This window comes from Streptomyces sp. NPDC006235 (genome assembly GCF_040613735.1).
In the GTDB taxonomy this organism is placed as follows: Bacteria; Actinomycetota; Actinomycetes; order Streptomycetales; family Streptomycetaceae; genus Streptomyces.
Window position 1 is genome coordinate 1 of sequence record NZ_JBEXSR010000012.1, and the last position, 13821, is coordinate 13821.

General features: G+C 72.3%; 14 protein-coding genes and 1 pseudogene. 8 read left to right on the forward strand and 7 right to left on the reverse strand.

Going from position 1 to position 13821, the window contains the following annotated elements; translation table 11 throughout:
* On the forward strand, positions 1–180 hold a 180-nt coding region (locus ABZ192_RS16515; protein ID WP_356925182.1), incomplete at its 5' end, for a transposase.
* Positions 181–422: 242 nt separating this feature from the next.
* Positions 423–1319, forward strand: a pseudogene (gene rarD / locus ABZ192_RS16520) (EamA family transporter RarD); the annotation flags it as partial.
* Here the strand turns inward: rarD and ABZ192_RS16525 are convergent.
* The gene (locus ABZ192_RS16525; protein WP_356925183.1) at positions 1208–2671 is read right to left on the reverse strand and encodes an MFS transporter; all 1464 of its coding nucleotides are present in this window, start codon (positions 2669–2671) and stop codon (positions 1208–1210) included. The pseudogene rarD and the gene ABZ192_RS16525 sit on opposite strands and share 112 nt — an antisense overlap.
* Before the next feature lie 91 nt (positions 2672–2762).
* Between ABZ192_RS16525 and ABZ192_RS16530 the strand changes: the two genes are divergently transcribed.
* Positions 2763–3203: a helix-turn-helix domain-containing protein gene (locus ABZ192_RS16530; protein ID WP_356925184.1), complete on the forward strand. Its 441-nt coding sequence runs from the start codon at positions 2763–2765 to the stop codon at positions 3201–3203.
* On the opposite strand, the gene ABZ192_RS16535 is transcribed toward ABZ192_RS16530, so the two are convergent.
* Entirely contained in the window at positions 3190–3813 is a 624-nt protein-coding gene (locus ABZ192_RS16535) for a CGNR zinc finger domain-containing protein (protein ID WP_356925185.1), read from the reverse strand. The genes ABZ192_RS16530 and ABZ192_RS16535 overlap by 14 nt on opposite strands.
* Positions 3814–3834: 21 nt before the next feature.
* Between ABZ192_RS16535 and ABZ192_RS16540 the strand changes: the two genes are divergently transcribed.
* Both ABZ192_RS16540 and ABZ192_RS16545 read left to right on the forward strand, forming a co-directional pair.
* On the forward strand, positions 3835–4308 hold the full coding sequence (locus ABZ192_RS16540; protein WP_356925186.1) for a VOC family protein: 474 nt from the start codon (positions 3835–3837) through the stop codon (positions 4306–4308).
* 151 nt (positions 4309–4459) lie between these two features.
* The gene (locus ABZ192_RS16545) at positions 4460–5407 is read left to right on the forward strand and encodes a M28 family metallopeptidase (RefSeq protein ID WP_356925187.1); all 948 of its coding nucleotides are present in this window, start codon (positions 4460–4462) and stop codon (positions 5405–5407) included.
* Between the two features lie 6 nt (positions 5408–5413).
* Here ABZ192_RS16545 and ABZ192_RS16550 read toward each other — a convergent pair whose 3' ends face one another.
* Positions 5414–6757: a tetratricopeptide repeat protein gene (locus tag ABZ192_RS16550; RefSeq protein WP_356925188.1), complete on the reverse strand. Its 1344-nt coding sequence runs from the start codon at positions 6755–6757 to the stop codon at positions 5414–5416.
* A 157-nt stretch (positions 6758–6914) separates the two neighbouring features.
* Here ABZ192_RS16550 and ABZ192_RS16555 point away from each other — a divergent pair, with 157 nt between their 5' ends.
* The 3 genes from ABZ192_RS16555 (at position 6915) to ABZ192_RS16565 (ending at position 9237) form a co-directional block, all read left to right on the forward strand.
* The gene (locus ABZ192_RS16555) at positions 6915–7418 is read left to right on the forward strand and encodes a DUF6668 family protein (protein WP_356925189.1); all 504 of its coding nucleotides are present in this window, start codon (positions 6915–6917) and stop codon (positions 7416–7418) included.
* Between the two features lie 68 nt (positions 7419–7486).
* On the forward strand, positions 7487–8578 hold the full coding sequence (locus ABZ192_RS16560) for an amidase (RefSeq protein WP_356925190.1): 1092 nt from the start codon (positions 7487–7489) through the stop codon (positions 8576–8578).
* Between the two features lie 77 nt (positions 8579–8655).
* A complete protein-coding gene (locus tag ABZ192_RS16565; RefSeq protein WP_356925191.1) occupies positions 8656–9237 on the forward strand; it encodes an NAD(P)H-dependent oxidoreductase in 582 nt (193 codons plus the stop codon).
* 34 nt (positions 9238–9271) lie between these two features.
* On the opposite strand, the gene ABZ192_RS16570 is transcribed toward ABZ192_RS16565, so the two are convergent.
* From ABZ192_RS16570 to ABZ192_RS16585, 4 genes are all read right to left on the reverse strand, one after another.
* Complete coding sequence (locus ABZ192_RS16570) at positions 9272–10150, reverse strand: ABC transporter permease (RefSeq protein ID WP_356925192.1); 879 nt, start codon at positions 10148–10150, stop codon at positions 9272–9274.
* Positions 10137–11117, reverse strand: coding sequence for an ABC transporter ATP-binding protein (locus ABZ192_RS16575; RefSeq protein ID WP_356925193.1), 981 nt, complete (start codon positions 11115–11117; stop codon positions 10137–10139). The genes ABZ192_RS16570 and ABZ192_RS16575 overlap by 14 nt, the downstream gene beginning before the upstream one ends.
* 41 nt (positions 11118–11158) lie before the next feature.
* Entirely contained in the window at positions 11159–12424 is a 1266-nt protein-coding gene (locus ABZ192_RS16580) for a DUF2092 domain-containing protein (protein WP_356925194.1), read from the reverse strand.
* 231 nt (positions 12425–12655) lie between these two features.
* Complete coding sequence (locus ABZ192_RS16585) at positions 12656–13666, reverse strand: polyprenyl synthetase family protein (RefSeq protein WP_356925195.1); 1011 nt, start codon at positions 13664–13666, stop codon at positions 12656–12658.
* Positions 13667–13821: the final 155 nt, after the last annotated feature.

A 13821-nucleotide genomic window follows, 5' to 3' on the forward strand; every position in this document is an offset into this window, starting at 1 on the left:
ATCCGGCGCGGCGAAAGCCTGTGCCGACTCGACCGGGCGGCCTACCGTCGCCGCAATGTCGTCGAACGCTGCTTCAACCGGCTCAAACACAACAAGGCCCTGGCCACCCGCTACGACAAGCGCGCTCGTCACTACCAAGCCCTGGTCACCATCGCCTGTCTCAGGCTCTGGCTTCCCTGACATTGCGGACACGGCCTAGGGGGTGTCCGCAGAGTCCCGCCTGCCCCGCGAGGCCCGGCACGCATCTCGCCGCACCGGACGCCGCAGGGCTCGCCCTCCGGGCGGACGACGGGACTTCGCGGACACCCCCTTGAGCCGCCCCACCCCCGGCTGTCATGACCGTATACCGATACGGGCATGACAGCCGGGGGCGCTCGGCGTTACCGTCGTGGACGCGGAACACACGTACGGAGGAGGGGCCCGTGAGCGGCAAGCCGAGGGGTGAGCGGCACATAGGACTGCTGAACGGCTTCGCGGCCTACGGCATGTGGGGGCTCGTTCCGCTGTTCTGGCCCCTGCTGAAGCCCGCCGGGGCGATGGAGATCCTGGCCCACCGGATGGTGTGGTCGCTGGTCTTCGTGGGCGCCGCCCTGCTCGTGCTGCGCCGCTGGGCCTGGGCCGGTGAGCTGCTGCGGCAGCCGCGCAGGCTGGGCCTCGTCGCGGTCGCCGCGACGTTCATCACCCTCAACTGGGGCCTGTACATCTGGTCCGTGAACTCCGGGCACGTCGTCGAGGCCTCGCTCGGGTACTTCATCAACCCGCTGGTCACCATCGCGATGGGTGTGCTGCTGCTGAAGGAGCGGCTGCGGCCGGTGCAGTGGCTGGCGGTCGGGACCGGCGCCGCGGCGGTCGTCGTACTGACCGTCGGCTTCGGCCGGCCCCCTTGGATCTCCCTCGGCCTCGCCTTCTCCTTCGCCACGTACGGGCTGGTGAAGAAGAAGCTGAACCTCGGCGGCGTGGAGTCGCTGGCCGCCGAGACCGTGGTGCAGTTCCTGCCCGCGCTCGGCTTCCTGGTGTGGCTCAGCGCGCGGGGTGAGTCCACCTTCGCCGCCGAGGGCGCGGGACACGCGGCGCTGCTCGCCTCGGCCGGGATCGTCACCGCGCTGCCCCTGGTCTGCTTCGGCGCCGCCGCCATCCGCGTGCCCCTGTCCACGATCGGCCTGCTGCAGTACCTGACGCCGGTCTTCCAGTTCCTGCTCGGCGTCTTCTACTTCCACGAGGAGATGCCGCCGGAGCGCTGGGCCGGGTTCGCGCTGGTGTGGCTGGCACTGTCGCTGCTCACCTGGGACGCCCTGCGCGCCGCCCGCCGGGCCTCCCGCACACTGACCAGCGAGATCAGCGCGCCCAGCACCACCAGGGCCACCGGCACGGTCAGCGCCACCCGGAACGCCGACAGCGTGGCCTCGGGGCCGGACCCGGTGGACACCAAGCCGTAGACCGCGGTCACCGCCGAGATGCCGATCGCGGAGCCGAACTGCGTGGCGGTGGTCAGCAGCCCGCCGGCCAGGCCCTGCTCCGACTCGGTGACCCCGTCCGTGGCCGCGATCATCAGCGGCCCGGCGGCCAGGGCGAAGGCGAGGCCGGACAGCAGCAGCGTCGGGAACATCATCGCGTAGGACCAGTCCATGCCCACCGGCAGGAACAGGGCGTAGGCGGCCACCGCCAGGAGGAATCCGCCGAGGATCACCCGGGCATTGCCGAAGCGGGCGACCAGTCTCGGGGTGAGCGTCGGTGCGAGGACCGCGTCGATCCCCATGACGATCAGGGCGACGGCGGTCTGAAGGGACGACCAGCCGCGCAGTTCCTGCAGGTAGAGCGTGACGACGAACTGGAAGCCGAAGAAGGCGCCGAGGAAGAGCAACGCTCCCAGGTCGGCGCGCACGACCGGGCCCTGGCGAAGGATCCCGAGGCGGACGAGCGGGTCCGGGCAGCGACGCTCGAGCGCGACGAAGGCACCGGCCACGAGCAGAGCCGCGAGCCCCGAGACCAGGGTGAGCGGCCAGTCGTGCAGGCCATGCTCCAGGCGTACGACGGTGTAGGCGGCCAGCAGCATGGCGCCGGCGGCGGTGATCGCGCCGGGCAGGTCGAAGGTGCGCCCCCGCGCGGGTGGGGCGTCCTGCCGGGGCACCAGGCGCACGGCAGCGACGAGCAGGGCGGCGGTCAGCAGCACGGGCGCGAAGAACACCCAGCGCCAGCCGAGCTCGGTGAGCAGGCCGCCTATGACCAGGCCGAGAGAGAAGCCGGCCGCGCCGGTCCCGGCGAAGACCAGCAGGGCCTTGTTGCGCTTCGGTCCCTCCTCGTAGGACGTGGTGATCAGGGAGAGTGCGGCCGGGGTCATGAACGCGGCGGCGACGCCGGTGGCGAACCGGGCGACGATCAGCATCCGGCCGTCCGTCGCGAGGCCCCCGAGTCCGGAGAAGGCGAGGAAGACGGTCAGCCAGAGCAGGAACATCCGCCGCCGGCCGAGCAGGTCGGCGGCCCGGCCGCCGAGGAGGGTGAAGCCGGCGTACCCGAGCACGTAGGCGCTCAGCACCCAGGCCGCCGTTCCGGTGGCGAGGCCCAGATCGGCGCGGATGGCCGGGATCGCCACCGCCATCATCGCGACGTCGGCGCCCTCGAGGAAGATCGTCCCGCACAGGACGAGCAGCAACGCCCAGGCACGCGTGCCCATGAGTCAACACTCCTCTGGAGAAGGTCGGTTACGCAAGCGAGGGTCGGTTCCCTCTTGTAACCACGACCACCCTGCGGCAGCATCGACAGGCATGGAAGTAGGCACTTCGAAGTCACCGAGTAACTGCGAGAGCACCGTGGAGCACGGCGACGCCGACCCCTTCCAGTGGGACACCCGCGAGGACTGCCAGGTCCGGCAGATCCTCGACCGGATCGCCGACAAGTGGTCGCTGCTCGTCATCGCGCTGCTGGAGAACCGACGGCTGCGCTTCACCGAGCTGCGCCGGGAGATCGACGGGGTCAGCCAGCGGATGCTGACGGTGACCCTGCGGTCGCTGGAGCGGGACGGCCTGGTGAAACGGACGGTGCACCCGGTGGTGCCGCCGCGGGTCGAGTACGAACTGACCTCCCTCGGCAGGACGCTCCACACCACCATCCAGTCCCTGGTGACCTGGACGGAGCGGCACCAGGAGGAGATCGCGGCGGCCCGCAGCGCGAATGACGCCCGCGAGGGGAAGGCTACGGCTTCCTAGGCAGGGCGCGGGACCGGTGGGCCCGGGCCTTCTCACGGTTGCCGCAGTGCTCCATCGCGCACCAGCGGCGGCGGCCCGGGCGGGAGGTGTCCACGAAGAGCAGCCGGCAGTTGGGGGCGCCGCACTCACGGACGCGGTGGGCGTAGGGGCCGGTGAACAAGTCGATCGCGTCCCGGGCGACCGTGGAGAGGAGCTGGGCTCCGGTGGCGCCCGGGGCCCAGGCGCGGGTGCCGTCCGGCTCGATGCGGGCGACCAGCGGGGGCCCGGCCGCGGCAGCGTTGACGACGTCCAGGTGGGCTGCCTGCAGCGGGCGGCCGTGGGCGCGGTCGGCGGCGAGCGGAAACACGGCGTCGCGCAGGGTGCGCACGCGCTCCAGCTCGCCCTCGGTGACGGTGATGTCCAGGCCGTCCGGGAGACGGCTGCGGGCGGCCCAGGCGATCAGGTCGGAGGGTTCGTGCAGCACTTCGTACCGCGCGAACTCCCCGGGGCCGCCCGTGGTCAGCAGTTCCAGGCACAGGGCGCCGGGGTCAAAGCGGTAGGCCTTCCCCTGGTGCGAGACCAGCGTGAGGCCGGGCGTCCGGTCCGGCGTTTCCCCTGCGCGTCCACTCACGTAACCAGTATAAGTGGTTACATGACACAGACCCCGGTACCATCCGCCCCCGTGCACTGGAAGATCGTCATCGATGCGAACGATCCGCACGCGCAGGCCGACTTCTGGGCCGCCGCCCTCCGGTACGAGGCCGAGGACAACAGCGCCCTGATCGAGAAGCTGCTCGGCTTCGGCGCCCTGCCCGAAGAGGCCACGGTCGCCTTCCACGGCCGCCGTGCCTTCCGGGACCTGATCGCCGTACGGCACCCCGAGGACCCGTTCGAGGAGGAGAGCGGGACCGGGCTGGGGCGGCGGCTGCTGTTCCAGCGGGTGCCGGAGGCCAAGACGGTCAAGAACCGGCTCCACCTCGATCTGCACCCGGGCGAGGGGCGGCGCGAGGAGGAGGTCGCGCGGCTGGAAGGGCTCGGTGCGCGGGTGCTGCGGCGGGTGGCGGAGCAGGGCGGTGAGTGGGTCGTGATGGCGGATCCGGAGGGGAACGAGTTCTGCGTGCAGTGACCTTCCCGTGCGGGCCGGTGTCTCACAACGCCCTGGCCGGATAGGCCTCTTGACGGAGAGTCAATACCAGCTTCACCATCCAGGCACCCCCTTCACTGTGGGAAGCCCGTGGACACCCCACGGGCTTCCCCATGGAATTCGGAGCCCCCACATGAAGCTCTCCGTTTCCGCGCGTGCCGTGGCGTCGGGTGTCGTGGCGACCGCCATGCTCCTGACCGGCGGTGCCGTGGCGGACGCCGCGTCGACTCCCCCGAGACCGGCCGCCGCGCCCGACATACCCCTGGCGGGCGTCAAGGCCCACCTGTCCCAGCTGCAGTCCATAGCCACCGCCAACGGCGGCAACCGCGCGCACGGCCGGCCCGGCTACAAGGCCTCGGTCGACCACCTCAAGGCGAAGCTGGACGCGGCCGGGTACACCACCACGGTCCAGCAGTTCACCGCCTCCGGCCGCACCGGCTACAACCTGATCGCCGACTGGCCCGGCGGTGACGCGGACCAGGTCGTGATGGCCGGATCGCACCTCGACAGCGTCTCCTCCGGGCCCGGCATCAACGACAACGGGTCCGGCTCGGCCGCCGTCCTGGAGACCGCCCTCGCCGTGTCCCGGGCGCAGTACAAGCCCGCCAAGCACCTGCGGTTCGCCTGGTGGGGCGCGGAGGAACTCGGCCTGGTCGGGTCCCGTCACTACGTCAACCGGCTGGCCACCGGCGACCGTTCGAGGATCAGCGCCTATCTGAACTTCGACATGATCGGCTCCCCGAACCCGGGCTACTTCGTCTACGACGACGACCCGGCGATCGAGAAGACGTTCAAGGAGTACTTCAGCGGCCTCGGCGTCCCGACCGAGATCGAGACCGAGGGCGACGGCCGCTCCGACCACGCACCCTTCAAGAGCGCGGGCGTGCCGGTGGGCGGCCTGTTCACCGGGGCGAGCAGGGCGAAGACGGCGGCGCAGGCGGCCAAGTGGGGCGGTACGGCCGGGCGGGCCTTCGACCGCTGCTACCACTCCTCCTGCGACACCACCGCCAACATCGACGACACCGCCCTCGACCGCAACAGCGACGCCGTCGCGTACGCGGTGTGGGAGCTGTCGGGATAACGGCGCCTACTGGTTGCGGGCGCGTTCGGTCAGGCGTCCCATGCGGGCGCGGGCCGACTCCAGTTGCTCGATCTCCTCGGCGGCGGGGCCGTCCTCGGCGGCGAGTTCGGTCCACAGGCCGATCAGGTCCCGCCCCAGCTCCAGTCCCACCGCCGGGTCGCGCACGGCGCGCCAGGCGGTGGCCGCGCTCTGCACGTTGCCGTAGGCGGCCTCCGCGTCGCCCGAGCGGCGGCGGGCGCCGGCCAGGTCGAGGGAGAGATGGAAGGCCCGGAGCGGATCGCCCGCCAAGTAGGAGATGTAGGCGGTCAGTTCACGCAGCCGGAGCACCTCGGGATGTTCCGGCCCGAGCGTCCCCGACGCCTCCGCCACGGTCTGGTCCGCCAGTCCGGCGGCGGCGGCGATCCGGCCCTCCTTGACGGCCTCGTTGATCCGCGCGACCAGCTCGGCGAGCAGGGCGGGCGCGGCGGGGTCGCCCGGGGCGCCGAGGGCTTCGTCGCCGAGCACGGCCTCCGCGATGGCGTCGAAGCCCCGGGCGGGAGTCGGCTTGGCGTCGGCTTCGGCCGCGAGCAGCTCCGCCTCGGACATCGGCTCGGGTTCCCGCCTGCGGTGGGGGGCCGGGGCGGCTCCGGGGACGGGGAGCGGCCTGACGTCCATGAGCGGAGGCGGCCCGAACTCGCCGGTCGGGGGTGCGACGGTGCCGGGCGGGATGTCCTCCGGCTCGGGGCGCGGCGCCTCCGGTACGGGGCGCAGCTCGAACGTCGGCGGGGCCTGATCGGCCGGCTGCGGCTCGGGAACCGCCCGCAGCGGGAACGTCTGGGGCGTGCCACGGGCGGGCTCCGGCTCCGGTACGGGGCGCAGGACGTGCGTGGCCCTGTCCTCCTGCGGGTGCTGCCGCTCGGGCGCGGGCGGTGTCGGCCCGGGCGTCTCCGTCACCGCATCCACCGAGGGCGTCCCCGTGGCGACGGCGTCCTCCGGCGGGGCCGTGCGGACCGGCTCGGCGGTGAAGCGGCTGGAGCCGTCCGGGTCGACCTGGAGCGGCACGACGTAGCCGATGCGCTCGTCGTGGATCGTGGCGAGGACGGGGTGGCCGGTGGCCAGGGCGATGTGGTGAAGGCGGTTCAGGACGGCCTGCTGGATCTCCTCGCCGGGGGCCGCGAAGACGGGGACGCCGCCGACCGACGCACCGTCGCAGACACCCCCCGCGCCGGCTCCCGGGAAGCCTCCGGCCGGGACCGCTCCGGTCGGGTCCGCTCCGGTCCCGGGGACACGGACGTCGATCGGCGCCGCCGGGGTCGCCGCGTGCGCGGCCTGCTTCTGTTCCCGCTTCTTCTCGCGGCTGAGTCGGGCCATCGTCCCCTCATTCGGCGTCGTCCTACTGTCGAGTGTGTCCGCTCGCTCCCGTTTCTCACGTCACCGCGGTGTCACAGGCTCGTCCCAAGGGTTCCAGGTCCCGGCATGGATCGTTCCGCTTGGCATGAGGATCGGGCGTACGAGGGAGGAGAGGGGCATGCAGACAGGCATGCGACAGGGGCCGGAGATCTGGATCCGCGGCCCGGTGACCAGCCAGGAGCCGGGGCCGCCGGAGCCCGCTCACGCCCATGCCGCGGCACGGCGTTTCTCCTGGGTCGGCACACACGGCGGCGCGGGCGTCTCCACCCTCGCCGCGGTCTACGGCGGTCATGACAGCGGCCGCGCCTGGCCCGGCCCGGACGAACCGGCGTCGGTGCTGCTGGTCGCGCGGACGCACGCGGCCGGGCTGGACACGGTCGCCGGTGCCGTGGAGATCTTCCGGCGCGGTCAGGCACCGCCCGGACTCGACCTCGACGCCGTCGTCCTCGTGGCGGACGCCCCGGGCCGGCTGCCGCGCCCGCTCGCCCAGCGGGTCAAGTCCCTGGAGTCGGTCATCGACGTGTACCGGGTGCCGTGGGTGCCGGCCTGGCGGCTGGGCGAGCTGGGGCGTCCGCCGCGTGAGACCTCGGCCCTGGTCCGGCTGACGGGAGCGGCGCACTGACGGCGGCGTCCCTGTCCGCCAGGGAGATCGCGGCGAGCGTACGGGCCGGGGAGCTGCGCGCGGTCGACGTGGCCGAGGCGGCGCTGGAGCGGATCGAGCGGGCCGATCCGGAACTGTGCGCGTTCGTCGAGGTGTGGCACGAGGAGGCACTGCGGCGGGCGGGCGAGGTGGACGCACGGCTCGGCCGGCGGGCCGGGGATGTCCCCCGAAAGGGGGAAGCCCTGCCGCTCGCCGGGGTGCCGATCGCCGTGAAGGGGAGGCACGGGCTGCGTGCGGCGGGGCCGCTGCTCGCGGCCGGTGGTGTCGCCGTGGGCGCGACCTCCGTACCCGGGCCGGGAACGCCCTGGCAGACCTGGGGGCTCGGCGCCCGTGGCCGGACGGTCAATCCGTGGCGGGCGGACCGGACGCCGGGCGGCTCCTCGGCCGGGGCCGCGGTGGCGGTGGCGGCCGGGCTGGTGCCGCTGGCGACGGGGAGCGACGGTGCCGGGTCGGTGCGGATCCCGGCGGCGTGGTGCGGGGTGACCGGCTTGAAGACCACGGCCGGACGACTGCCCTCCGCCGACCATACGGGGCTCGCCGTGCCCGGTGTCCTCGCCCGCTCGGCGTCGGACGCGGCGGCCTGGTGGCGGGTGGTGTCCCAGGAGCAGGTGCCGACCGGCACGCCGTTCCCCGTCACCGCCGTCTGGTCCTCCGACCTGGGCTTCGCCGGGCCCGACCCGGAGCCCGTCGCGCTCGCCCGGGCGGCGGTCGAACGGCTCGCGGCGGCGGGTGTCGTACGGCTCGTACGGCCGCGGGTGCCGCCGCGGCTCACGGACCCCGGGCCCGCCTGGCTCGCCCTGCGCACCCCCGGTGCCGATCCGGGCGAAGCCCACCGCGTCCGGGCGCAGAACGACCGACGGCTGGCCGCGCTGTTCGCCGAGGCGGAGCTGCTGCTGACGCCGACCACGCCCACTCCGCCGCACGGTCACGACGGCCCGGGCGACCGCTACTCCACCTCCCTCACCTGGGCGTTCAACCTCAGCGGGCATCCGGCCCTGAGCCTCCCGGCGGGCTTCGGCGGCGACGGCTGCCCGGCCGGGCTGCAGCTGGTGGCGCCGCACGGCCGGGAGGCACTGCTGCTGGCCGTGGCACGGGAGGCGGAGGCGCGCACCGGGAGATGAGGACGCCGTTGATCTCATGCGTATGCATATAATGCAAGCGCGTGTTGTTGACCCGCGCCTACTTTCTGGGGACCCTCATGACCCGTCGCTTCCTCTTCGTCCTGGGCAGCGCCCGAGCCGACGGCAACACCGAGCTGCTGGCCCGCGCGGCCGCCGAGCAACTGCCCCCGGACGTCGAACAGCAATGGATCGACCTCGCCGAGCATCCGGTGCCCGACTTCGAGGACCTGCGGCACGACAGCGACCACGTCCGCCCGACCGAGGGCAACGTGGCACTGCTGCTCGACGCCACCCTCGCGGCCACGGACATCGTGATCGCCTCGCCCCTGTACTGGTACTCGGTCTCCGCGCACACCAAGCGCTACCTGGACTACTGGTCGGGCTGGCTGCGCACGCCCGGCCTCGACTTCAAGGCGACCCTGGCCGGACGCACCCTGTGGGGAGTCACCGCGCTCGCGCACCGTGAGCCGGAGGTGGCCGACCCGCTGGTCGGGACGCTCAACAACTCGGCCGCGTACATGGGGATGCGGTTCGGCGGGGTGCTGCTCGGCAACGGCAGCAAGCCCGGTGACGTACGGAACGACACCGAGGCACTGGCCCGGGCCAAGACGTTCTTCGCGCGGGAGGCGCCCCTGGCCCGGTTCGTGTTCGAGGACTGAGTGCTGCGAGGAATGGATGTTTCGAGGGCTTGCGCTACGCGGTGATGTCCTTGGTCGTGAAGCGCGCCCAGGCCGCCGAGCCGAACACCACCGCGTACAGGGCCTGGAGGCCGAGGTTCTTCGTCAGGTCGTCCCAGTAGACGGGTTCGCGCATGAGGTCGGCGAAGGACAGCCAGTAGTGCGAGAAGAAGTAGGGCTGGAGGGCGTGCAGTTGCGGGATCTGGTCGAGGATCTGGACCGTGATCAGCAGGCCGACGGTGGTCGCCATCGCCGCGATGCCGCTGCCCGTGAGCGTCGAGACGAACAGTCCGAGCGCCGCCACGCCGATCAGTGACGCGGCGACGGCCAGGGCGATCAGCAGGGCTCTGCCGAGGCCCTCGGCGAAGCTGATCTGCGTGCCGGAGATGGTCGTCAGGTCGCCGAGCGGGAACAGCAGCGCGCCGACCGTCAGCGCCGAGACCGCCACGACGAGGGTGGCGGCCAGGCAGAAGATGACCACGGTGGCGTACTTGGTGAGCAGCAGGCGGGTGCGGCCGGCCGGGGCGACGAGCAGGTAGCGCAGCGTGCCGGCGTTCGACTCGCCGGCGATCGCGTCACCCGCGACGACACCGATCGCCATCGGCAGGAAGAACGGCAGGGTGGCGGCCAGCGCGGTGAAGACGAGGAACAGGCCGTTGTTCGTGATCTGCGAGATGAACGCCGGTCCTCCGCCGCCGCCACCGCCGGGCGACGAACCGTCGCTCGTCTCCAGCTTGACGGCAATGCCGACCAGGACGGGCACGGCCGCCAGCACGGCCAGCAGCGCGAGGGTGCGCCAGCGCCGGAAGGTGGTGGTGAGCTCGCTGCGCAGCAGCCCGAAGGTCCACAGCGGGCTCACCGGCCGTACGGCGTTCGCGGCTTCAGCCTGCGACATCGAATCCCTCCCCGGTCAGCGCCACGAACGCGTCCTCCAGCGAGGCCCGTTCGACCGTGAGGCCGCGGACCCGCACACCGGCCGTGACCAGCGCGGCGTTCACATCGGCGAGGTCGCGCTCCGGTGGTTCGCCGGTCACCCGGTCGTCCGTGACGACGACGTCGCCGACGCCCTGCTCCTTCAGCACCCGGGCCGCCTCCGCCGGGTCCGGCGTGGTCACCACCAGCCGGCCGCGCGCCCCGGCGGACAGCTCGGCGACCGGGCCCTGGGTGATGAGGCGGCCCTGTGTCATCACGGCCGCGTGCGTGCAGACCTGCTCGATCTCGTCGAGCAGGTGGGAGGAGAGAAAGACGGTCGTGCCGTCCGAGGCCAGCTCCCGTATGAGCGTGCGGATCTCGCGCATGCCCTGCGGGTCGAGGCCGTTGGTCGGCTCGTCGAGCACGAGCAGCCGGCGCGGCTGGAGCAACGCCGCCGCCAGGCCCAGGCGTTGTTTCATGCCCAGTGAGTACGCCTTGGCCTTCTTGCCCGCGGCGGCCGTCAGGCCCACCCGGTCCAGCGCGGCGGCGACCCGGGCCTTGCGGGTGCGCGGATCGGCGGCCGGGTCGGCGGAGTCGTAGCGGACGAGGTTGTCGCGGCCGGAGAGGAAGCCGTACAGGGCCGGGCCCTCGATGAGGGCGCCGACGTGCGGCAGCACGGCGCGGGTGGCCCGGGGCATGGGACGCCCGAGCACCGTCGCCGTGCCGGAGGTGGGCTCGATGAGGCCCATCAGCATGCGGATGGTGGTGGTCTTGCCGGAGCCGTTGGGGCCGAGGAAGCCGAAGACGCTGCCCGCCGGGACGGTCAGGTCGAGGCCGTCGACGGCGAGCTGTCCGCCGCGGTAGCGCTTGGTGAGCGCGCGGGTGGCGATGACCGGGTCCCCGGCCTGATCGCCCCGCTGTTCCGGCTCCGTGGCGGACGGTTCGCCCATCGGCTTCCTCGTTCCCTCCGAGTCCCGCGGGAGTTCGGGACTTACTTCCCGGCGTCGGCCGCCTTCACGAGCGCGTCCTTGGTGACGGCGCCCACGTAGACCTTGCCGTCGTCGGTGATCAGGGCGTTGATCAGGCGGGTCGAGAAGACCGTGCCCGAGCCGAACTTGCCGGTGACCTTGTCGCCGAGCGAGTCGATGAAGCCGCCGAACTCGCCGCCGGCCTTGCCCGAGGGCATGCCCTCGCCGCCGGTGTCGAAGGTGGCTATGGAGCTCCAGCCCTCGCCGATGGTCTTCATGCCGTCGTGGGCCTTGCCGGCGTCCTCCCCGGCCTTGGGGGCGTGCTCACGCGCCCCGCCCTTCTCCAAGCCCTTCTCCAAGCCCTTGCCGAAGTGCTTGTCGGAGCCCTTGCCGAAGTCCTTGGCGGCGTCCTTCTCCTCGGTGACCTTCGCGCCCTTGGGCGGGGTGAAGTCGAAGGTCGACGCGGCCGGCTTGGCGAAGCTGACCTGGGTGAAGCCCGCGTCGACGACGGCGGCGCCGCCGCTCGCCGGGGTCAGCGTGAACTTCAGCGGCATGCCCGTCTTCGCGTCCACGGCCACGGTGATCGCACCGACCGTCGAGCCGGACTGCTTAGGCTTGATGACCAGCTTGTAGGCGTCCCGGCCGGCGACCTGGGCGGTGCCGTCCACGGTCACGGCGGTCGTGTCGTCGGTGGCCTTCAGCGCCTCCTCGGCGAAGTCCTTCGGCGTGGCCGGCGGCTGCTGGTCCTTCCCGCGCTCCGGGCTGTCGGAGGCGGTGCCGTGGTAGACCTCGTTCGACTTGCTGTCGTAGCCCCAGACGTCCTTGCCGTTGTGGACGATGCTGTACTCGGCGGCGTTCTCCAGCAGCGACAGCTTCTGCTTGTCCGGGCCGTCGGCCGCGACACGCAGGGTGTGCGTGCCGGAGGCCAGTTCCGTGAGCTTGGCCGTCGGGTCGGCGGAGGAGCCGCCCCGGTCCGGGCTCGCGGCACCGGACATCAGGCTGCTCTCCAGGCCTCCGAGGTCCGGCAGGCCGAGGTCCGTGCTGATCTTCACCGTGCCGGACAGCTGCTGGACGTCCGACTGGGCGATCTTCTCGATGAGCTGCTGTGCGGTGATCTTCGGGAGGTCGGGGTCACCGGAGTCGGCGAGTGCGGGGACCAGGCCGATCGTCGCGGCCGCCACCCCCATCACCGTGACCGGGACGACGTACCGCGCGGCTTTGCGCCGCCCGGAGCGCTGCTCGTCGACCTCCCCGGCGGTCGTGCTGTCGTCGGTTGCGTACGGTGCCATGTGTGCCCTACCTCCGTGATCGGCGGCGGCTGTCCGTGTCGTGCACGCACTCGTCCCTGAGCCGCCATTCTCACCCGAACTGGTGAGGAGTGGTGTTTTCCGTGGTGACTATCTGACCAAATCGGCCGGCGAGATACGTCAGACCCCGGGCTCAACTCCACGTACTGCTGCGGTATGACACGAGAGGGCGGCATCTCCCCCGACCCGTAGGGGTCGTGGCGGAAAAACGCGCTAGCCGGCCCGGTGCACCACCGCGTCGGACAGCTCCACCAGCGCCGTCTTCGCGGTGCATTCGGGCAGCGGCGCCAGCGCCGAGCGGGCGTCCTGGGCGTAGCGGACGGTGTCCCGCCGGGCCTGTTCCAGCGCCGGGTGGGCCCGCAGCAGGCGCAGGGCCTCGGCGTGCCGGTCGTCGTCGGTGAGGTCGGAGTCCAGCAGTTCGCACAGGGCGATGTCGTCCGCGAGTCCGAGCCGGGCGGCGCGCTCGCGCAGCCGCAGCACGGGGAGCGTGGGGATGCCCTCGCGCAGGTCGGTGCCGGGCGTCTTGCCGGACTCGTGGGAGTCGGAGGCGATGTCCAGGACGTCGTCCGCGAGCTGGAAGGCGACGCCGAGCCGTTCGCCGTACTGGGTCAGCACGTCCACGACCGTGTCGTCGGCGCCGGACATCATCGCGCCGAACCTGCACGACACCGCCACCAGAGAGCCGGTCTTGCCGCCCAGCACGTCCAGGTAGTGCTCGACGGGGTCGCGGCCGTCCTGCGGTCCGGCCGTCTCCAGGATCTGCCCGGTCACCAGCCGCTCGAACGCCTCGGCCTGCACCCGCACCGCCTCCGGGCCGAGGTCGGCCAGGATGTGCGAGGCGCGGGCGAAGAGGAAGTCTCCGGTGAGGACCGCGACGGAGTTGCCCCAGCGGGCGTTCGCGCTCGCCACCCCGCGCCGCACGGTGGCCTCGTCCATCACGTCGTCGTGGTAGAGCGTGGCGAGGTGGGTCAGCTCCACGACGACGGCCGACGGCACGATCCCGGGCGCGTACCGGTCGCCGAACTGGGCGGCGAGCATCACGAGCAGCGGGCGGAACCGCTTGCCACCGGCCCGGACCAGGTGCTGGGCGGCCTCCGTGATGAAGGGCACCTCACTCTTGGTGGCCTCGAGCAAGCCTTCCTCGACAGCCGCCATCCCGGCCTGGACATCGGCTTCCAGAGCCTGGTCCCGCACGCTCAGCCCGAACGGCCCGACGTCGGTCACGAGGGGTCTCCTGTCTGCTGGTGTCTGCCGGTGTGTCTGCTGGTGTCTGCCGGTGATTACGCGGTTTGTCGATAGGTCGCTGCCATCACTCGAGTCAGCGTATCCGGTCACGTTTCGATCACCGCCAGCGCCCAGGGTTACAGGCCGGGTGGTAT